A 21930-nucleotide genomic window follows, 5' to 3' on the forward strand; every position below is an offset into this window, starting at 1 on the left:
TTGCTTTAAGCTTCCGTTTCCATACAAAGTTTTTCCATCATAGCCGTGTAAATTCGCGTCATCTTCATCAGAGCCTCGATGCTGAGACGTTCATCCGGCTGATGCATCCGGTCTTCTTCCCCCGGGAACAGCGCACCGAACGCAACCATCCGTCGGAACACTTTGGCGTAAGTGCCGCCTCGATCCACGAACGGCTTGTTCTCTTCGTCGCCGGTTTCCTCCACGTATACGGAACACAAGGTCTGAATGAACGGATCGTCCACCGGTACGTAAGCCGGCTTGTCGTCCCCCTTCTTAATTAGCCCAATATTCGTTCCTTCCAGGGTTTTCTCTACCCCTTCGTAAACATTCTCTGAGGTATAGCTGATCGGATAACGAACATTCAATGTGACGGTCGCCACATCGTTGCTCAGTTCCATCATTCCCACGTTGCAAATCAGTTTGCCGGATGGTTCATCTTGGAATGCACATTCCATATTCTCTCCGTGAAGGTTGAATCCGATGTGCTCATTATAATATCGAATCCATTCGGTAACTTCATCGCTGACGAAATCCAATCTTCCCAAGAAGGCCATCAGAATGCTGATGGCGTTCAGGCCCTTGTGCGGATCGGCACCGTGGGCGCTGATTCCGGTGGCTTCAATGGCCAGCGAAGTTCCCACCTTTCGGGTTTTCAGATTGTATCCGGTTTCCTCCGCAAAGGCTTCTGCCTTCGTGCGAATCGTGTCATATTCCCCATTGTCTCCTGATGCCACCACCGCCTTTGCGGTTCGCGGAACGATATTCGGGGCAAGGCCGCCGTTAATTTTCGACAGAACCAGTCCTTCTTTCGGGGAATACTTCTTCATCCGAGATGCCAGCTGGAACTTCATATTTCCCATCTCTCCGTTGGTCAGCGGAAACTCTCCGTCCGGAGTAATGCCGTAATCCGGCATCCGATCCTTTTCCAGATAGTAGTGCACGCTGTCCCGTCCGGTTTCCTCATCCAGCCCCAGGATCAGTCGAATGGTATCGGTCGGACGATATCCCGCTTCCTTGAGGGCTTTCATTCCGTACAAGCAGGCAATAACCGGTCCCTTGTCGTCCAAAGTGCCGCGGCCGAGCATCCAGCCATCGGCGATTTCAGCAGCATAAGGATCGAAGGTCCAACCATCACCCTCCGGAACGATATCCAGATGGCCGGCAATACCGAAAATTTGAGCATCCGGATTCTCGGATTTCCATTCAATATGACCGCAGTAGTGATCCCAGTCCTTTACCTCGAAGCCCAGTTCCTTTCCCAGCTTCAAGGTGTATTGATATGCTTCTTCCACGCCGGCGCCAAATGGATACACTTCGCCCTCCGGACTCCGACAAGGCTCCGTCCGGACGCTGCGAATGCGAACCAGCTCTTGGAGCTTTTCCAGCATCTCCGCTTTATTCTTTTCGAGTATTTCTCTGTAAACCATAATTCCTCATTTCATCGATTTCTAATTAGTGTTCAATTTTCTTCATGCTGTCTGCCTTCGTTTTCGATTTCGTGACGTATGCGGAAACCAGTTTCCCATCTCTTACGGTAGAAATGTTCACCCGGCGCACCGGATTCCCATCCTGATCGAAGTTAAACACACCGGTAGCGCAGCGCAAGTCCTTCGTGTCGGCCAAAGCATCTCGAATATCCGTCGGTTTCAAGCTTCGGGCATTGTTAATTGCATTGATGGTAAGCATATATGCATCATACCCCAGTACCGTATTCTGAGTCGGAATGTCCCGCTGTCCATACCGATTCGCATATTTCACCAGGAACCGCTGGGTTTCAGCGGTAAATCCCGTCTCCGCGGTGCCGCCGGAATTCAGTACGTTATCGGATGTGAAGGAAATCTTAATCTGCGGATGTTTCTCTTTCATCTTCAGAAAATCTTCCGTCAGCCACTCCTGATTTCCCAGGAATCGAATATTCGTCATATTTCTTTTTTCAATTTGATGATACAGAAGATCCGCCTTCTCCAGACCGATTGGCGAGAATACCACTTCTGCCCCGGATTTCTGAATTTGCTTTGCCAACTTCACCATATTGAACTCATCTATTCCGATGGATTCATCCAGTACCACCTCCGGTCCGGACTTCTTTCCCTCTTTCCGAAGGCGAGCCTTGAATGCCGACCGCATCTTTTCCTGGGTACTGTCATTCTGAATGGTAATGATGGCAACCTTCTTGGCGGAAAGCTCTTTGATGGTGTATTCCGCCAGACCGGTGCCTCTCTGGTCATATGTAATGCAGGCACGGAACGCATACGGATTGTTTTCCGTAATCAGCGGGTTGCTGGCCGAAGGGGTAATCATCGGAATTTTCGCCTTCCTCGCTTCTTCCGCGGCAATCATGGAATTCGCTTCTTCCGCACTCCCGATAATCGCTACCGGATTCAGCTTGATTAAACTCTCAATTGCCGCCTTCGCCGTATTGGTGTCGGATTCGGTATCGATTCGGACCAGTTCCACCCGCACGCCTTTTACATTGCTGTACATGCTGTGGGCCAGCTGAATTCCCTTGATTTCCTCTTTACCAACGTTCTTATACTGTCCGCTTTCCGGTTCAAATACGCCAACGTAGATGACGTTGGAATCCTCCGTCTCCTTATCGATGAATGTCCGGCGAAAATTATCATAACTGGTACAACCGGACAGCATAAGCACTGCCGTAAATGTAAGCATGAGACAGATTGTTTTTATAGCTGTTCTGCTAATTTTCAAGTCTTAGTACCTCTTTCAATTCTTCCCCATCTGTAATGTCGTTCACGCGGCCGCGCAGCTTTGCCGCACCGGGATAGCCTTTCGTATACCAGCCCACGTGCTTTCTCATCTCCCGCACCGCAGAATATTCACCCTTCAGGGTCACCAAACCTTCGTAGTGACGAATCATCATTTCTGATCGTTCTTTCCAAGTGGGAGCCGTGTAAGGCTCTCCGTTATATGCCGCGAGAAGGTCCTTGAAAATCCATGGATTTCCCAGAGATCCCCGCGCAATCATCACGCCGTCACAACCGGTTTCCTTCATCATCCGGAGCGCGTCTTCGCCACAATTCACATCTCCGTTTCCGATTACCGGTATCATCACGTTTTCTTTCACCCGGCGAATAATGCTCCAATCCGCCGTTCCCTGATAATACTGCTCCCGAGTTCGTCCATGAACGGTGACCGCTGCTGCGCCGGCCGCCTCCGCCGCCTTTGCGCATTCTACCGCATTCACCGACTCATCGTCGAATCCCTTTCGCATCTTTACCGTCACCGGCTTGTCGCTGTTCTTCACCGCCGCAGTCACAATATCGTATATCCGATCCGGATTCCGCATCAGTGCCGCTCCGTCTCCGTTCCGTACAACCTTTGGTACCGGACATCCCATGTTGATATCCAAAAAACAGTTCAAGCCGGAATTCAGCATCCGGGCTGCTTCACCGATAATGTCCGGTTCGCTGCCGAATATCTGAACTCCGGTTGGTCCGGCATTTTCCGGAATGTACAAGAGCTTCGGTGTTTTTCGGTCTCCGTAATACAAACCCTTTGCACTGACCATTTCCGTATAGGTCAGCGCCGCCCCCTGCTCTTCGCACAGGGAACGCATCACCGCATCGGTGATGCCCGCAAGGGGAGCCAACATAAAGGGGTTTCGGAGTTCAATTCCACCAATATTCAACATATTCTATTTCTTTCTTACTGCTTTATTCTTCTCGTAAACCTCAACGAGACCATCCAATGTCAATCGCCGATCGATTACATCGATACAGGAGACCCCGCTATCTACCATGGTCGCCATACCACCGGTAGCGATAACCTTGATGTCCTCGTATTTTTTTCCGTAATCCGACACCAGTTCCTTCTTCATGCCCTCGATGATTCGTTCTGCCAGACCCATCTGACCGAAAATCAGACCCGCCTGCATATTTTCAATGGTATTCTTGCAGATAACACGATTCGGTGTTTCCAGATCCACATTCGGCAGCTTCGCCGTGTGCTCAAAGAGCGCCGTCGCCGAGGTCTTAATTCCCGGTGCAATCGCACCGCCCAGGAACTCCGCATCCTCTGTTACCACGCAGAATGTGGTCGCCGTTCCGAAGTCCACCACAATCAGCGGTCCGTCATATTTCGCATGAGCGGCCACCGCATTCACAATTCGGTCCGAACCAATCTGACGAGGGTCGTCGCATTTAATCTTTAAGCCGGTTTTAATTCCCGTCTCCACCACCAGCGGCGTGATGTTAAAATACTTCAGGCACATGTGCTGCAGTGTAAACAGCAGTGACGGCACTACCGTTGAGATAATAGCATCGTCAATGTCCTTCGGACTGATTCCGTCATGGCGAAACATCTGATCGATAATGACGCCGTATTCATCCGCGCTTCGCTTGTTGTCGGTAGCCATTCTCCAGCTGCCGATCATCTTTCGATTCTTAAAAACCCCCAGTACAACATTTGTATTCCCAACATCCACTGTCAGAAGCATCCTATTGATCCTCCAGTCTTCTCAATGCCAATGCCATCGTCAAACCCGGAATAATCCGGTTACCGGTCATTTCTGCGCCCAGAATTTCATTAATTCGCTTCAGACGATACTGTACCGTATTATTATGAATGCTCATAAATTCTGCCGTCTTGTTGCTGTTCATGCTGGCATCCAGCACAAAAGTCTCCAGGGTTTCCAGCAACAGTTTTCCTTTGTTGGAAGAAACTTCTCTGCTGAACGGTTCCAGCAGATCCAGATACATCTTCTTCAGGCTGCTGCTTTGCAGGATAATATCCATGCAGTTGCAAACCATGGACATTTCATATTTTGTAAAAACACGTTTGTATGGGAATACGGTTTCCACGTAGTTCCAGGTTTCGTTAATCAGCTTAAATCCTTCTACCGCATTGTCCAAATTCTCGATTCCTGTGGAATGGAAAATCCGAACATTCGGCTTTCCGGCTTTCAGCGCGTCGAACATGTCCAGACAAGCGTTCTTCAATGCCATTGGTTTTTCCTCCGAAGCGCTGACATAAATCAAGCCGTAAAACTCGTTCTGCTCCACCAGCGGAAGAATACCCAGGTTATATTTCATCTTATATTCATCGATAATATCGATGAAATCCGAATTATCGATTCCGTTGGCATAGAAGGAGCTGAGGAAAATCTTATTCTTCATGTCCGCTTCATCTACCAGCGTATAGCAGAAGGACAGATCGTTTCGAATTGCGGCTTTGATGAATTCGGCTCTGGAATCTCTCTCCGGAGTATACTTCCACATTCCCATCGCCAGTTCAATTACCTCTGCCAGCTTCGTAATCTCTACGGCAGAGTAGTTATCATTATCATCCACAATCATGAGAATGTGTTTTTCACCGTTGATATCGATAATTCCCCAATAGGTAATTACATCCGAAATCTCCACCTGAGTGAATACCGATGAATGGGTGATATCCCTTCTTTTGGCCACATTGATGGCATTCTCGATGGTCTCCTTATGACGGGTCTCAATCGTGAGAATCGGATTGAACTCCAGCGTCATCAGAACCACCTGGTAGTCGTTGTGTACCGCTGCCTCCTTGAGCGCGCTTTGGAAATTGCTGTGCTTTTCAAAGTTCAGCAGATGATAAATGGTATTGTTCAGCAGGTTATCGCTGTAGTTATGTCCGTAGAGGATTTTGTCCATCACCTGTTCGATTACCATGGCGTAAGTCAGCTCGCCTTCATCCGCAATGGTAATCACCAGAAGGCCGCTCTCCTCTGCCGCTTTGATTACGCGGCTGTCCAGCGCACGAACACCGTGCTCGTTCAGGAACACCACCAGCGTGGCAATTTGCTTTCTGCCAAATCCGGAGATTACACGGCACTGTGCTTCCACATCGTCCTTAATCTGCCAAAAATGAGTTAACACCATCTGTTCCGGCACGCCGTTTCGCTCCACGCCGGCTTCCAGATTATTTTCATCAAAAACCGATACCGAACGAACTCGCCGGTCGCTTTTTCTCATGCAAGATTCTACAGTACTGTTTCTAAACGCGTCTAACCTTAGACAATCCTCGACTGTAATTTTCATCTTTTCACACCCCTCTACTTTTCTTCCGTTTCGTTATCCTTCTCTTCAGAATCGCATTCGGAATTGCGTTCAATTTCGTGAGTCTCTTCCCGGGATGAATTCTCGTCCTTGGTCTTCATCGCCTCCGCTGCCTCGCCGGCTTTCAAAAGCGCCTTAAGAATTTCTTCTTTGGCAGGGGTCATCTCTTCCTCGGATCCCATAATGGACTGCTTTAATTCTTCCATGCGGGCTTCTTCCGCTGCCTTCCGCTCCGCTTCCAGACGAGCGCTTTCTTCCGCTTCAGCAGCATTCCGCTTCTCTCTTTCTTCTTCTTCCGCCTGTACCTGAGCCTGCAGTTCTTCCGGTGTAACGGTTCCATCGTACAGCGCTTCGAACTGGGTTCCGTCCAGGGTCTCTACCAGAAGCAGCGCCTGAGCCACCCTTTCCAAAGCATCATCATGCTCCTGCAGAATCCGAATGGTTTCCGCATAGCTGTCTTCCAGAATGGAACGGATTTCCATATCGATTTCCGATGCAATGGTTTCCGAATAATTCTGGCGGGTGGAGAAATCCTTGCCCAGGAACACTTCTCCGCCGGAATTGAAGCTTACCGGTCCCAGCTTCTCGCTGAATCCGTATTCCGTAATCATGGAACGAGCAATCTGAGTTGCGCGCTCCAAGTCGTTGCTGGCTCCAGTGCTGATGTCATCCAGCTTCAGCTGTTCCGCTACACGGCCGCCCAGCAGATGCTTGATGGAATTCAGCATGTTGCCCTTGGTCTCAAAGAACTGATCCTTTTCCGGCAGAGACATGGTGAATCCACCGGCCATTCCTCTTGGAATAATGGTAATCTGATGAACCGGATCCGACTTCGGCAGGGACTTCATCACCACCGCATGTCCGGCTTCGTGGTATGCCGTCAGCTTTCGTTCCTCTTCAGAAATCATCCGAGATTTCTTCTGCGGTCCCGCAATGACCTTTGTAGTTGCTTCCTCGATTTCATCCATGCGAATCTTGGTGCCGTTACGGCGTGCGGTCAACAACGCTGCCTCATTTACCAGATTCTCGATATCCGCCGGAGAGAATCCCGGTGTTCTCTTAGCCAGAACTTCCAGAGACACGTCCTCTGCCAGCGGTTTATTCTTCGTGTGTACCTTGAAAATTTCTTCTCTTGCCTTTACATCCGGCATGCCGATGACAATCTGGCGGTCAAAACGTCCCGGTCTCAGCAGCGCCGGATCCAGAACATCCGGACGGTTGGTGGCTGCCAGGATGATAATTCCGGCGTTTTCGTCAAATCCGTCCATCTCCACCAGCAGCTGGTTCAGGGTCTGTTCTCTTTCGTCGTTTCCGCCGCCCAGGCCGGCACCTCTCTTCCGTCCTACGGCATCAATCTCATCGATAAAAATAATGCACGGTGCATTCTTCTTTGCCTGCTCGAAGAGGTCACGGACACGGGAAGCGCCGACACCAACGAACATCTCCACGAAGTCCGAACCGGAAATCGTAAAGAACGGTACACCCGCTTCACCTGCAGTGGCCTTGGAAATGTAGGTTTTACCGGTACCAGGATTACCCACCATCAGCACACCTTTCGGAATTCTGGCTCCCAGCTGGGAGTACTTTCCCGGATTTCTTAAGAAGTCTACAATTTCCTGAAGCTCTTCCTTTTCCTCCTTGAGGCCGGCTACATCCTTAAAGGTAATGCTCTTTCCGTTATCCTTATACAGCTTTGCCCGATTCTTTCCGAACTGGAAGGCCTTGTTGTTCCCGCCCTGGCTCATCATAAAGTAGAACAGGAAAATCAGCGCCACCACCATAATAATCGTCGGCAGCAGCGAGAAGAAGTTCACGCTGCTTTCCGGCGGATCGCTTTCCAGCGTAATCTGGTGCTTCTCCAACATGGAATTGATGTAATGCTCTTCCACCCAGCTGATTTCAACTACCGAAGGCGCATAGGCAAACTCTACGTTGCCGTTCTTCTTCGTTCCGCTGAGTTTCCGATCTGTAATGTTCAAAGATTCATATTTCTTACCGTCCAGCTGTTCCACGAACTGGGAGAATTTAATCTCCTTCTTCGAAGCCGGGTTGTCCATTCCCCGATACAGGTAGGCTGCACCCAAAACAATCATGAAGATAAGTAAATAAATACCGAAGTTCTTGCTTGCTCGTTTCAATTTGATGATTCCCTTTCTATCGATAACAATAAAATTTGTTTATTTACACAAACTGCTAGGTTATTTTATCATAGGCAATCGGTGATTTCAAGAAATAAAAACGCTTTCGACCCTTCCTCAATCTGATACTTTTGTGAAATTCTTCCCTTCTTCTGTTCCACTTCATTTGGGATTCCGGAATTCGGAAGAATCCAAAGTATTTCTCTACCGATTGCGATCATCTCCAGCCAATCCCGATACTCCTTTGGGATTTTTCGGTCCACCATGTAATCCTGGATTTTCTTGTGCTTTCCGCCGGCGATGCCAATTCGGTCTCCGGCTTTTCGGGTTCTCAGCATCAGCTTTTTTTCCGGCTCCGGATATTCCCGGCAAAGCTTATCGTAGTCCAGCACCGCACACGGCACAATTTCCTTTTGAGCATTTCGGACGTCCTCGAAGGCCGCGGAGTCTTTTTTTAGGACCTGCACCCGTAAGTGATGCCGCCCTTCCATCGCGTGTTCGTCATCCGGTGCCACTTTTCGAAACACCAGCTCCTCATAGCGGCGCTCCGCCCGCCAGCCCCCGGGCAGGTTCACAGATGCGGAGGGATTCTCCGACTTCAGGATGTTCAGGACGTTCTCCACGATGGTGTACCGGAGATTTTCGTCTCCGCTGCATTCTCGAATCACTTGGGCCACCACCCGGCGGATTATCGCCGAATGCAGGACCCGAAGTCCGTTTGCATCCAGAATCCGTTCGTCCTGCGGTGCTTCCCGTTGAAGCGCGGCGAGAGCGGTTCGGGCTTGCTCCTCCATGTAATTCTCTTCCGGGCCGGCAATTTCCGCCAGGCTTTGCAATGCCTCTTTGACCCCGGGGTTGAAATATTTCTCCAGATAGGGAATCAGCTCCCGGCGAATTCGGTTCCGGGTGTACTCCACGCTATCGTTGCTTTCGTCGTAGTTGGGGCGCAGCGCGTGCTCCGCTGCATAGTCTTCAATTTCCTTTCGGGAAGTGGAAAGCAGCGGCCGGACGATGGCATATCCCTTTTCATCGCGTCGGGTGGAGGGGATTCCCGCCAGTCCTCGGATTCCGGTGCCTCGCACGATGCGCTGCAGCAGGGTTTCGCACTGATCGTCTGCGTTGTGAGCCAGGGCGATGCGAATGCGCTCCTTCGGAACACCTTCCTGCAGAAGTTCCTCCGCCACTTCGTCGAAAATCCGGTATCGTGCCGTACGTCCCGCCTCTTCCACCGAACACTTCTGCGCCCGGGCAATGCTTCGGCAGTCGATTCGGCGAACTCGGCAGGGCAGATTCCATTCCCTGCAAATTTCTGCCGCATGGCGCTCTTCACTGTCGGCGTTCTCCCGCAGTTGATGGTTCACGTGAACGGGAACGATATTCAGATTTTCCGGAGATTCCAGCTCCTTTAAAATATGAAGCAAGGTCAGCGAGTCCGGTCCCCCGGACAATCCCAGAATCACCGTGCTGTTTTTCGGAACCAATCCGCCTTGCTGTACTCTTTTTACCAGTCCGTCCATGGTCCTTTCGTCCCCTTCGTTACTCTTTCTCGTCCCTTGGGATATCGAAGAATCGGCAGCCGTTGGCATAGAGAATTTCTTCCGCCGCTTCGTATTCCATATCTTTAATCAATGCAATTCGCCGAATGATATGTTCGATATACGGCGACCGGTTCGGCCGTCCCCGGAAGGGTTCCGGCGTAAGGTACGGCGCATCGGTTTCCGTCATGATAAATTCGATAGGAACCTGCTTTACCACTTCCACCGTCTTCCGGCCGTTTTTGAAGGTCACCGGTCCGCCGATGGAAATAGTGGCCCCCAAAGCCACGTATTCCTTGGCCAATTCCGCCGATCCAGAGAAGCAGTGGAGCTGCACCCGGGCATCCGGAACCGGCTGTCCGCTTGCATTCAGCCGCGTCGGGAAAGCCGCCTTTCGCTCTTCCGAGAACAAGCCTTCCTCTTTCAGTATGTCCAGTGTCAGCTGATTGGCATCTCGTGTATGAATCATCACCGGCACCTGATGGCTCATGCCAATCCGAAGCTGCTTCCGGAACAACTCAATCTGTTCTTCTTTCGTGTCCTTGCCATAATGGAAATCCAGCCCGATTTCTCCAAGCGCCTGCACTTTACGATGTGCCAGCATCTCTTCAATGCGTGTCAGATCCTCCTCCGTGTATTCCGCCGCATGCTCCGGATGGATGCCCACCGCTGCATAGCACCAGGAATACGTTTCCGCATCCTCAATGGCCTTCCGGGAAGATGCCACCGAGTCGCCTGCGTCGATGATGATTCCAACATCCGATGCGGCGATTTCTTCCGCCCGCTGCGCCCGCTCTTCCTCGTCAAAGCCCTCAAAATTCAAATGTGTATGTGCGTCGAATATCATATTTCCCCTCATGTTGAAAAAAGGGTCTCGAGATGCATGCTCTCAAGACCCGTTCTCTCTGTTATGCGATATCTATTTTTTGTTCTTCGTAGCAACCTTTTCCTGACGAATCTGAGACAGCGCTTCCAATTCCTTCTCGATATCGAGACGCGGGAAAAGAACCTCTCCCTTCTGCACCTTGCAGCCATCCATCTGATAGAAGGTAAAAGCATCCTCCCATTTTGCTTCCACGTCCGCCAGTCCCAGCTGTTCTCTCATGCGCTCCGAAGTGGTGTGCATGTATGGGATTATCAGGATGGAAACGATTCTCAGTGCTTCTACCAGGTTCCGAAGAACGGTATCCAGCTCTGCCTTCCGCTCCGGATCCTTTGCCAGAATCCACGGGGTCTTCTCGTCGATATACTTATTCGCTCTGCGAACGATTGCCCAGATTTCATCCAGCGCCATGTTGAACTGGAAGGTATCCATCTTATCTTCCACCCGGTTGCCGGCGGTTGTTGCCATCTCCTGCAGCTCTTCGTCAATCTCATCCTTCGTTGTTGCTTCCGGAACCACACCATCGTTGTACTTCATAATCATGGATACGGTTCTGGACAGCAAGTTCCCCAGGTCATTGGCCAGATCGTAGTTGAGGCGCTTCAGCATAATCTCATTGGTGTAGACGCCGTCCTGACCGAAGGTGTACTCTCTCAGCAAGAAGTACTTCAGCGCATCGATGCCGTAGCGGTCGATGAGGATTTCCGGATCCACCACGTTGCCCTTGGACTTGGACATCTTTCCGCCGTCAATCAGCAGCCATCCGTGTCCCAGCACCTGCTTCGGCAGCGGTTCCTTCAGGGACATAAGCATTGCCGGCCAAATGATGGAGTGGAAACGCACGATTTCCTTGCCCACCAGGTGGACATCCACCGGCCAGTACTTCTTGTACAGTTCATCGTCTTCCGAATATCCCAAAGCGGTGATGTAGTTGGACAGCGCATCCAGCCATACGTAGATGACGTGTTCTTCGTCAATCGGAACCGGGATTCCCCAGTCGAAGGTGGAACGGGAAATGCAAAGATCTTCCAGACCCTGCTCCACAAAGGAAATCATTTCATTTCTGCGCGCTTCCGGCTGCAAAAAATCCGGGTTGTTCCGGAAATTATCCAGCAGCGCATCGCTGTACTTGGACAGACGGAAGAAGTACGCATCTTCGCTCATCTTCTTCACTTCACGACCGCAGTCCGGGCACTTTCCGTCTACCAGCTGAGATTCCGGCCAGTAGGATTCACACGGAGTGCAGTACCAGCCTTCGTACTTGCCCTTGTAGATGTCTCCATTCTCGTACATCTTCATGAAGATGTTCTGTACTCTCTTGATATGACGCGGCTCCGTGGTCCGAATGAAATCATCGTAGCTGATTTCCATCTTATCCCAGAGTCTCAGAATGGTTTCCACCACACCGTCTACGTATTCTTTCGGTGTGACCTGAGCTTCTTCCGCACATTTCTCAATCTTCTGTCCGTGTTCATCCGTCCCGGTGAGGAAGCGCACATCGTATCCGCTGAGTCTCTTGAACCGAGCCATGGCATCCGCCATTACGGTGCAGTAGGTGTGTCCGATATGCAGTTTCGCACTTGGATAATAAATTGGTGTAGTAATATAATATGTTCCCTTGTATTCCGACATTTCCCTTAACCTTTCTATGCTATTCTTTTTGGCGATTAGTCGATGATGTAATCGTCATCCTCTTCGCCCCAGTCCACATCCGACCAGTCGTCTTCCAGGAAGATTTCGTCAAAAATCTTTTTGGTGGTAACAACCAGAAGTGCACCTGCCAGCATGCTGACACCGGCAATCCGCATTCCCAGCTTCGCCGCCTTCTTCCGTCTTATTGCTTTTGCAGCCGCAATGTCCTGCTCCGTCATGATTTCCCTCATCTTCGCTGTATTTCTTTTCTTCAAGGTCATGATGTACCTCCTTTATGCCACTACTTTTCTGTAGATAAAAACTTAGCCTCATTATACCCAATATGAACCATTTATTCAAGGTTTGAACCTGCGGATTTCCATCTTGAATCGCTTCGCTTTAATGCTAAGCGACCCGATTGCTTTTCTCAAATATTAATGACCCGACCCATCTCCCCGGATACGCGATGGGAAATGGCAACTACCGTTCGTTTCTCCGATGCTCGCTTCAATGCCTGCATCACTTGATGCTCGGTTTCTGCATCCAGATTGGCCGTGATTTCATCCAGAAGAAGAATCTTCGGTTCCGCCACGATTGCCCTTGCAATTGACAGAAGCTGCCACTGACCCTGCGAAAACAATTCCGGGACGCACCGGGTATCATAGCCCTCTTCCAGCGTTTCGATTTCCGAATCCAATCCGGCAAGGCGAGCTGCCCTTTTCACCTGCTCTCGGGAAACGGATTCATCGTATAACGTAATCTGCTCCGCCACGGTTCCCGGCACCATGTGATAGGATTGTTCCACATAGCCAAACCATTTTCTTTTTTCTGACGGCGGTACCTTTGTTGCAGGAATACCGCTTACCAGCACTTCCCCCGCCTCGGGAGAGTACAGTCCCAGAAGAAGCTTGAAAATCGTGCTTTTTCCCGCGCCGGTGCGACCGGAAAGAGTCACCTGCTCCCCTTCTTCCACCCGGAAAGTCATATCTTTCAATACAATGTGTTCATCATAGCCAAAGGTAACGTGATCGAATTCCAGCAGCGGAACTTTTCGTTCAATGTTTTCTCCCGAGTTTGGTGCACGTTCTTCAATTTCCCCAATTTCTTCCATCTCGAAAAATTCATTAATTCGGTGAATTCCGGCCATAGCCGTCTGAATGGTCTGAATCTCCATTCCCAAACTTTCCACCGGCGCAAAGATCTGAGAAATATAATTCATCACCGCCACCGCAGTTCCCGCCGACATTCCGAAAAACATCAGAACCTTCGAATTACCGGAAGCGGAGAGCATCATAATCATCGCAACCACTACCGCATTGAGAATCAGAATCACCGGTGAATATACGGAATCGTAGAAATTTGTTTTTTCCAGTGCCCGGTAACTGTCGGTAATGTATCCATCATATCGCTCCTTCATATACCTTTCTTTTCCCAGACAATGAACGGTACGAATGTTATGAAGGGTTTCCGGCACGTGTCCCGACGCACGCGCCACCGCCTTTCGATTGGAAATTTCGGCCGCCAATGTGTTTTTCTGAACATATCTTGTAAATGCGAAAATCCCCGGCAGCAAAAGAACCAGCAGCAGCGCAAGGCCCGGATTCCGGTACCGAATTACTACCAGAATGCTGATGATTTTGCAGCTGTCGGCAACCATGCTGACGATGCCGGAAGTAAAAAGATTCTCCACCGTGTCCACATCTCCGATGAATCGGGAAACCAGCACCCCCGGCTCTTGTCGTGTAATGCCTTCAGTGGTAAGATTCGTGAATTTCTCCATCAAGCTGCTGCGAAGCGCATGCGTCATTTTCTGTCCGAACACCGTCAACAATGCCTCTCGAGTCGCTTCCAACAGTCCGGTACACGCCAGGAATCCGAAATAGGATAAAATAAGCATCGCGGACAGCCCCTGTTCTCTGGTAATGCCATCGATAATTCGGGCAAGCACCAGCGGCGGAAGAAGCGTGGTCAGGATTGCACCGATTGTGGCACAAAAAAGCCCGCCGGACAGCGCTTTATGCTCTTTCGTGGTACGAAAAATTACCGCCCAAACCGAATTCTTCTTTTCGATCGTTCTATTGCTCTTCCCCACTACGACCTCCTGTCTGTGCCTCATATAGCTCCGCATATTTCGGCACGGATTCAATCAATTCGTCATGGGTTCCGAACGTTCCGCATCCGTTCTCCAGCCAAAGCACCTTGTCCAGTTCCGGAAACAGATACAGCCTGTGAGAAATCAGCAGCACGACGGAATCCTTCGTCATATTCCGAAGATTTCGGAATACCTCCCGTTCCGTATTTCTGTCCAAGGCGGAAAATGGATCGTCCAGAATCAGCAGCGGCTTTCGGTGATAGAGGATTCTCGCCAAGGCAAGGCGCTGAGCCTGTCCTCCCGACAGCCGAAGGCCACCGGACCCAATCAGCGTTTCCACCCCCTCTTCCATGTCCGCCACTTCCCGCTCCAGGCATACGGCTTTCACATACGGCATACAGTCTTTCGAATCTCCCAGTTTGATGTTGTCAGCAACGGTATCGCAGAACAGCTCCGGATCGTGGCCCATATATCCCACAATGCCTTTTCGATCCGCATCTTCCGAAGTCTGCAGTTCCAATCCTGCGAATCGCATCGATCCGCCATATGGATGTTCGCAGAGAAAGACCTTTCCCAAAGTGGATTTTCCCGATGCTACTGCACCGGTAATCCCGATGACTTCTCCCGGTTTCGCGGAGAAAGAAATATCCTCCAGAATTCTTTTTCCATCGGGATAAGCAAACGACAAACGATCTACGGAAAGATTTCCGGGTTTCTGCACTATCCGATTCTCTCTTTCGTCCGCCGATTTCATTAAGGGACGAATCCGTTCCCAGGAAACCTGTGCTTTGTGCACTGCGTTGAATAGTTTTGCAGCGGAAGAGGATTTCACAGAGAGCTTCAAGAAGCAAGACAGAAATGTGGTAAAGGCAGCAATATCCCAGGTGCACCATCCGGTCCCCACTACGTTCCGCCGGCCAAAGTACAGAATGAAAATGACGCCGGCCGTGGAAATAATCCGGTAAATCGGTGGCATTACGGTGCTCCAAATACTTGCTTTTACCGCCGATATTTCATACGCATTCAGGTTCTCTTCGTAAGCGTTCCGCCGATTATTTTCACAGCCGAACACGCGATAGGTGATGGCATTTTCACCTCGATCCAACGTGGCGGCACTCAGCACACCGGATTCCTTCTTGTACGCCTCGCCGGTCCGCTGGACGACATTCTTCATCTTCTCTGCGATACAATAGGAAATCGGCGGAAAAATCAGGCAAAGCAAAGAAAGGCGCCAATCATACCGGAGCAACATCCCGGTATATGCCGCCAAGGCCACGCCCGTATCAAATATTTCCGTCGTGAATTTCCGCATCCCTTCCGCACAATCGTCCACGTCCAGAATGGCTTTGATTAAAATATCCCCTTTTCCTTCTTCCTGAAGTTCGGTGCGACTCTTTACCACCAGATTCCCATAGAGGATGCCTTTCATCCGGCGCTTGACGTTATTGGCAAAACGACGCACATAGAACCGTTTGATATATCTGGCGCCCTGCACAATGAGAATTGCACCCACATATCCCAGAACCAGCCGTATCATATCGTGATATTCTCCGGTTCCGTTCAAGATATTCACCAGACATCCGGTCATCTGACCTTCAAACCACGGTCCGGAAAGCAAACCCAGATTATAGAAAAGGCCGGACAGCGTCACCACCAGCAATGCACGCCATTCCACTCGGAAATAGGAAAGGATTCTATCCGATTGAAACTTTGCCATATCCTACTCGGTTGCGTTCCGTCTTAATTTAATTATGGTACTACTCATCGTTCGCTCCTCCTTCTTCGCGCAACAAAAACTCCATAAGGCCCTCACATCCTTGCCTTACATCCCGATAAGTATCTTCAAAATTTCCGGTGTACCATGGATCCGCAATATCTCCCTGCCCTTGAGCGAAATCCAATAAAAGAAAAATCTTTCCCGCCGAGTCACCTCCGACAATCCGCTTCATATTTCGAATGTTTGCGGAATCCATTCCAATCAGATAATCGTATTCATCGTAATCCGAAGGTTTCATCTGTACCGCCCGGTGTGGAATTACGGGAATATGCTCCTTCTTTAACTTTCGCACCGTTCCGGGATGAACCGGATTTCCAATTTCTTCCCGACTGGTAGCGGCGGAATCAATCCGGAAATCCGAGGAAAGACCCCTGCAGTCTACCAAGTGCTGCATCACGCTTTGAGCCATCGTGCTGCGACAGATATTGCCGTGGCAGATGAATAGGATTTTTATCATTGTTGCATAACCTCGCAGTTCTTAGTTTTTACCCGAATACTCGTTTCAATAATTCTACAACATTCTCATTTTTTAGCCCATATCTTTTCAATGAATTTTGATCAAATGGTTCCTGCTCCAACAAGTCAATAAAACTATGTATATCGGCATCTACTGCTATCGGCAATTCTTCTACTTTTTCAAGCATAAGCTCCGAAGCAATACGCAAAACATCTTTTTTATGCTTCCTTATGTCACTGGAATCCACTTTTTCTCCTGAATCTTTTCGCTTTTGCAAATCAAGATACGCTTTTGCTTTAAAAAGAATGATATATTCCGGTCTTAAAACAGAAAGTCCATTTCTCACTTCTTTTCCATTGAGTAGTGCCTTATAGTAATCATCATTCAGAAGAACTGCAGACAAACTGGAGACTTCATCATCAATATGAATTGGAGTAATTCCTTTTGCATTTTTTAATTTAAAATCACTTCTACAAAACAATTCAATCATTTTCGGAAATTCATCGTCTTCTGGTTTATCAAACCTATAAAATTGAGGATTGCTACCGTTTGTCGCTTTGTTTCTATATTTTCCATCAACGATAAACTTCCAAAATTTTTCTCCAAACTCCGGAGTTAGTGCTTCAACAATCAAAACCATATCCAGATCTCTTGTAGCCCTGAAATTTACTTCATTGCTTTCAAATAAAATATCACAGGCTGCGCCACCTATTAAAACATACTGTTCTTCATAATCTGCAAAGTACTTCTGAAATGTATCTAATCCTTTGACCATACATATTCCTCCAACATCTCATTAATAGAAATATCTACCCGTTCCTCTTCTTGCTCTTCTCCTGTAAGTGACAATACTACGCTCAAAGGATCTTGAAATCCTTTTCCTAAAAAATCAATAAAATATCCCAGTTCCAAAACAACACAGCCAATTTCATCCAATTCACTCACTTGTTTTTCCACTTTCACTGCACTATCTTTCAACTCTTTCTTTGTTACTGCATAAGTAGGATAAACATTATCTGACAAAAGAGAATACTCACACAAAGCAGAAATACCTGCTTTCTTTTCTAGTTTCATATCTTCTCTCAGAACAAATCTTCGAATCACCGGATTTCTTAATACATTTTCAATTTGCTGCCATACTTGTTTTCGGTCATTCGGAATATTTATTACTCTTGATTTACCTTTCATGCCCAACACATCAATATTTAAATATTCCAGTTCATCAAAACACCGGCTTGCAGATTTTGTTGACACTCCTATTCGTTTTGCTGCATCAGATACTTTCACTTCATTCCATCGTTCATAAATAGCCATCAGAAGCATTTTTTGCGTCAAAAATGAAATCAGATAAACCGGTGCCAATTCTCTTTCATTTTCCTTACTCAACAAATATCCAATAAATGGAAGAAATACCTGCTTTCCTTCTATTACAAAAGGAATTCCTTCTTCCATCATCTTTTCTTTTATATAAAAAGTTGTTCGATCAAGAAATATTGCACAATTTAATCCTGTCATTTTTTCCACGCCAGCTCTGTCTCTACGTAACATAACAAGTCCGACATTATCTGTGGGATGAATAGCCATCCATAATACACCATTTGTCTCTACCGTAAAAATATCATATCTTCCACGATATGCTAACGGGAGCTTTTTATACACCTCTTTATTCTCCGTCATTATTACATTTTGCCGTAATGTTTTTTCCAAAAATTCTTTCATATCAATCACCTTTTTATAATCGTGACTCTTTTTACGTCACATTTATAATTTATCATATATTATTTGATTTTTCAAGTAATATATGCTTACATAAACTCCAAGAAAAAAAGACGTAAGATTCATCTCACGCCTTCCTATTCTAACTATACCGATCCGATCTTCCAAAGGTGTAAATTCTGCATTTCTATTCACGTTCTTAAAAAGGAGCTGCGATTTCGCAGCTCCCACATTGACTAATAATCTCTATAAGCGCTTCAGAACCTCCTGCAGCAGTTTCCAGTACTTCTGTGTGGAGGAAATACTGAACCATTCTCCCGGTTTGTGCAATTCCTTGGTTTCCGGGCCGATGGAAATCATATCCACCTTTCGGCCCATATTCTGTGCGATGATTCCGCACTCCAATCCGATGTGAGCCGGGATGCCGATGGCCTCTTCGTCAAAAAGCTCCCGATACACATCGATGAACAGCTTTCGAATCGCGCTGTCCGGTTCGTACGGCCATTCCAGGCAATCGTAATCCTTGTGGCTGCTTCCGCCCACATTTCTTGCCAGTCGGTCGATATTCAGCACCATGGTCTCATACATACTTGCCACAAAGCTCCGAGTAACAAAGACAAAGGTCACCTTTTCTTCGTCCGTGATGACGCATCCCAGATTATTGGAGGATTCCACCACGCCCTCTACATCCGGGAACATCCGCAAAATTCCATTTTCGCAGAATACCCCAAAATCAATTGCGCCATCCATAGACTTCCGGTCGAACACCTTAGAAACCGTTTCCTCATAAGGCTCAAAGCTCACGATAATGCCCGGATCGCTTACCCGGTACTCCGCTTTGTAAATATCGTAATATTTTTTTACTTCTTCCCGGAAAGCCTCTAGATTCTCGGACGGAACCATCAGAATGGCTTCCGCTTCCCGCGGGATGGCATTCCCCGCCATTCCTCCGCGAAGGTTCGCCACCTCAAAATCACCTTTTCGCTCCAGGGCATCCAGTAGTCGGAACAGAAGTTTGTTGGCATTTCCCCGAACGCGGTGAATATCTCCACCGGAATGTCCGCCCAGAAGTCCGTCAATGCACAGGCGATACGGCACCGCACCTTCCTTCGGCGAGGTCCACGTAACCGGAACCTCCGCACTGATGGTTGGACCCCCGGCACTTCCCACGGTGAAAACACCTTCCGTCCCGGAATCCGTATTGATAAAGTATTCTCCTTTTAGCTGAGTCGCATCGAACTTTTCCGCGCCGGTCAATCCCAGCTCTTCGTCCACCGTCACCAGCACCTCCAGCGGCGGATGTGGCGCATCTTCCAATGTCAGAATCGCCAAAGAAAGCGACAGACCCAGACCGTTATCTGCTCCAAGCGTGGTTTCCTTAGCCGTAATCTTGTCCCCCTCAACGGTTATCCGAATCGGATCCTTCATAAAGTCGTGATCGGATTCCGGTATCTTCTCACATACCATATCCATATGAGACTGAAGAATCACCGCCGGATGATCTTCCTTTCCCGGCGTGCCCGGCTTGCGAATCAGAACATTTCCCATCTCATCCTGCACGCTGTCCAGGTGATACCGCTCCGCAAAACTCACCAACCAATTGCTAATCTGCTCTTCGTGTCTGGAAGCCCTCGGAATTCTGCTGATTTCTTCAAAAATCTCATATACCGCTTCCGGCTCCAATCCTTTCGGAATCATGCGCTCCATATCTGTACCTCCTTCAAATATTCTTCGCTGTCCCCTCACAGCTTCCCCTATGAATACTATAAGCGTTTCAAAACCTCCTGTAGCAGCTTCCAATATCTCTGTGTAGAGGAGATGCTAAACCATTCTCCCGGCTTGTGCAGTTCCTTGGTTTCCGGTCCGATGGAAATCATATCCACCTTTCGGCCCATGTTCTTCGCAATGATTCCGCACTCCAGACCGGTGTGCACCGGAATGCCCTTCGCCTTTTTGTGGAAGAGTTCCTGATATACTTCAACGAAAAGATCCCGGATTTCACTTTCCGGTTCGTACGCCCATTCCAGACAGTCGTAATCCTTGTGGCTGCTTCCCCCGGCATTTCTTGCCAAACGGTCGATATTCAGCACCATCGTCTGATACATGCTTTCCACAAAGCTTCGTGTGACGAAAACGAACGTCACCTTTTCATCATCCGTGGTCACGCACCCCAGGTTATTGGAGGATTCCACTACGCCCTCCACATCCGGGCACATCCGAAGGATTCCGTTCTCACAGAATACACCGAAATCGATTACGCGATCCATCGCTTCCTTGGTGAATACCTCAGAAACCGCTTCTTCCCACGGCTCGAATGTAACGATGAGATCCGGATCGCCCACCCGATACTCCTCTTTATAAATACCGTAATATCTTTCCACCTCATCCAGGAAAGTCTGCTTATCCTTTGCCGGAATCATCACCACCGCTTCGGCGGAACGGGGAATGGCATTGCCGGCCATGCCTCCTTGAACGGAAACCAACTCCATATCGCCCTTCCGCTCCAGTGCATCCAGGAGACGGAACAGCAACTTGTTGGCATTGCCCCGGTGGCGGTGAATGTCTTCTCCGGAGTGTCCTCCCAGAAGTCCGTCAATGCTCAGGCGATATGCTTCCTGCTCCGCTTCCGGAGTCTTCCGGGTTACCGGAATATCCGCACTGATAGTCGGACCGCCGGCACTTCCGGCCACAAAGATTCCCTCATCGGCGGAATCCATATTGACAAAATAATTTCCGGTCAGCTGCGATGCATCGAATTCTTCCGCACCGGTGAGACCGATTTCTTCATCCACAGTCACCAACACTTCCAGCGGAGGATGCGGTGCATCCTCCAAAGTGAGAATCGCCAGCGAAAGAGCCAATCCGATGCCGTTATCCGCACCCAGAGTGGTCTCCTTTGCCATAATCTTATCTCCCTCCACGGTAATTTGAATCGGATCCTTCAGAAAATTGTGAGCGGACCCCTTTATCTTCTCACAGACCATATCCATGTGGGACTGAAGAATCACCCCCGGATGGTCTTCCTTTCCCGGCGTGCCCGGCTTGCGAATCAGGACATTTCCCTTCTTATCCCGGACGCTGCTCAAGTGATACTTGTCTGCAAATGCCATCAGCCAATCGCTGATTTCTTCTTCGTGGCCGGAGGCTCTCGGAATCCTGCTGATTTCCTCAAAAATTTCAAGTACTATCTGCGGTTCCAAATCCTTCGGAATCATACGCTCCATATTTTACTCCTCCAAAATAATCTTAATACTCCCCCTGTGCCTCTTTTAGTTCTGCACAGAGAAACACCGTTCCATTTCAGTGCTGACATCAGTGTATCAAATGGCATTTTTTCTGTCAATGTAAAAAAAGAGAAGCCGCAGCATTGCGACTTCCCTTTGATCGTTATTAACTATTTCAATTAGTTCTGGCTCTGACCGATTTCGATACCGGTTTCGAAAGCCTGTTATGAAGTGACCGTTGTCAAGAGGCGATTACAAGAAAGTTTCATCTCCCGGCATGTCACATTTGTATTTTCTTGACAGCATCTGGAAAGAGCTTTGATTTAACAGTTCCCGGCATGTGGCCACTCTGTTATTCGTGGATTGGTTACCTACAGGCTAATGGTCCGCCGTGAGCCCTGCGATCTT

The 21930-nt window shown here is 48.8% G+C and carries 17 protein-coding genes; all 17 read right to left on the reverse strand.

What is annotated here, in order from left to right:
* Positions 1 to 5: 5 nt before the first annotated feature.
* The 17 genes from pepV to FYJ65_RS04460 all read right to left on the reverse strand — a co-directional run bounded on the left by pepV (position 6) and on the right by FYJ65_RS04460 (position 21522).
* Entirely contained in the window at positions 6 to 1448 is a 1443-nt protein-coding gene (gene pepV / locus FYJ65_RS04380) for a dipeptidase PepV (protein WP_154554144.1), read from the reverse strand.
* Positions 1449 to 1473: 25 nt separating this feature from the next.
* Positions 1474 to 2691: an ABC transporter substrate-binding protein gene (locus FYJ65_RS04385; RefSeq protein ID WP_154554145.1), complete on the reverse strand. Its 1218-nt coding sequence runs from the start codon at positions 2689 to 2691 to the stop codon at positions 1474 to 1476.
* Between the two features lie 28 nt (positions 2692 to 2719).
* Positions 2720 to 3670 carry a tRNA dihydrouridine synthase DusB gene (gene dusB / locus FYJ65_RS04390; RefSeq protein WP_334296004.1) on the reverse strand — a complete coding sequence of 317 codons (951 nt, stop codon included), beginning with the start codon at positions 3668 to 3670 and terminating at the stop codon, positions 2720 to 2722.
* Positions 3671 to 3676: 6 nt separating this feature from the next.
* Positions 3677 to 4477: a type III pantothenate kinase gene (locus FYJ65_RS04395; RefSeq protein ID WP_154554147.1), complete on the reverse strand. Its 801-nt coding sequence runs from the start codon at positions 4475 to 4477 to the stop codon at positions 3677 to 3679.
* Between the two features lies 1 nt (position 4478).
* Entirely contained in the window at positions 4479 to 6050 is a 1572-nt protein-coding gene (locus FYJ65_RS04400; RefSeq protein WP_154554148.1) for a PucR family transcriptional regulator ligand-binding domain-containing protein, read from the reverse strand.
* 14 nt (positions 6051 to 6064) lie between these two features.
* Positions 6065 to 8206, reverse strand: coding sequence for an ATP-dependent zinc metalloprotease FtsH (ftsH, locus tag FYJ65_RS04405; protein ID WP_154554149.1), 2142 nt, complete (start codon positions 8204 to 8206; stop codon positions 6065 to 6067).
* A 68-nt stretch (positions 8207 to 8274) separates the two neighbouring features.
* Complete coding sequence (gene tilS, locus FYJ65_RS04410) at positions 8275 to 9792, reverse strand: tRNA lysidine(34) synthetase TilS (RefSeq protein ID WP_154554150.1); 1518 nt, start codon at positions 9790 to 9792, stop codon at positions 8275 to 8277.
* Positions 9743 to 10588, reverse strand: a complete 846-nt coding sequence (locus FYJ65_RS04415) for a TatD family hydrolase (protein ID WP_206157309.1) — start codon at positions 10586 to 10588, stop codon at positions 9743 to 9745. Before FYJ65_RS04415 ends, tilS begins: the two co-directional genes overlap by 50 nt.
* Positions 10589 to 10660: 72 nt before the next feature.
* Positions 10661 to 12274: a methionine--tRNA ligase gene (metG, locus tag FYJ65_RS04420; RefSeq protein WP_287795607.1), complete on the reverse strand. Its 1614-nt coding sequence runs from the start codon at positions 12272 to 12274 to the stop codon at positions 10661 to 10663.
* 17 nt (positions 12275 to 12291) lie between these two features.
* Complete coding sequence (locus FYJ65_RS04425) at positions 12292 to 12537, reverse strand: hypothetical protein (protein WP_154554153.1); 246 nt, start codon at positions 12535 to 12537, stop codon at positions 12292 to 12294.
* A gap of 146 nt (positions 12538 to 12683) precedes the next feature.
* Positions 12684 to 14348 carry an ABC transporter ATP-binding protein gene (locus tag FYJ65_RS04430; protein ID WP_277671930.1) on the reverse strand — a complete coding sequence of 555 codons (1665 nt, stop codon included), beginning with the start codon at positions 14346 to 14348 and terminating at the stop codon, positions 12684 to 12686.
* Positions 14332 to 16065: an ABC transporter ATP-binding protein gene (locus FYJ65_RS04435; RefSeq protein WP_154554155.1), complete on the reverse strand. Its 1734-nt coding sequence runs from the start codon at positions 16063 to 16065 to the stop codon at positions 14332 to 14334. Before FYJ65_RS04435 ends, FYJ65_RS04430 begins: the two co-directional genes overlap by 17 nt.
* Positions 16066 to 16105: 40 nt before the next feature.
* Positions 16106 to 16582, reverse strand: a complete 477-nt coding sequence (locus FYJ65_RS04440) for a low molecular weight protein-tyrosine-phosphatase (RefSeq protein WP_154554156.1) — start codon at positions 16580 to 16582, stop codon at positions 16106 to 16108.
* A 28-nt stretch (positions 16583 to 16610) separates the two neighbouring features.
* Positions 16611 to 17357 (reverse strand): hypothetical protein, encoded by a 747-nt coding sequence (locus FYJ65_RS04445; RefSeq protein WP_154554157.1) that lies wholly within the window; start codon positions 17355 to 17357, stop codon positions 16611 to 16613.
* Positions 17342 to 18301, reverse strand: coding sequence for a hypothetical protein (locus FYJ65_RS04450; protein WP_154554158.1), 960 nt, complete (start codon positions 18299 to 18301; stop codon positions 17342 to 17344). The genes FYJ65_RS04445 and FYJ65_RS04450 overlap by 16 nt, the downstream gene beginning before the upstream one ends.
* Before the next feature lie 243 nt (positions 18302 to 18544).
* Positions 18545 to 20005, reverse strand: coding sequence for an aminoacyl-histidine dipeptidase (locus tag FYJ65_RS04455; protein WP_154554159.1), 1461 nt, complete (start codon positions 20003 to 20005; stop codon positions 18545 to 18547).
* A 56-nt stretch (positions 20006 to 20061) separates the two neighbouring features.
* A complete protein-coding gene (locus tag FYJ65_RS04460; RefSeq protein ID WP_154554160.1) occupies positions 20062 to 21522 on the reverse strand; it encodes an aminoacyl-histidine dipeptidase in 1461 nt (486 codons plus the stop codon).
* Positions 21523 to 21930 lie beyond the last annotated feature (408 nt).

Source organism: Mogibacterium kristiansenii (assembly GCF_009695905.1).
Classification (GTDB): Bacteria; Bacillota; Clostridia; order Peptostreptococcales; family Anaerovoracaceae; genus Mogibacterium_A; species Mogibacterium_A kristiansenii.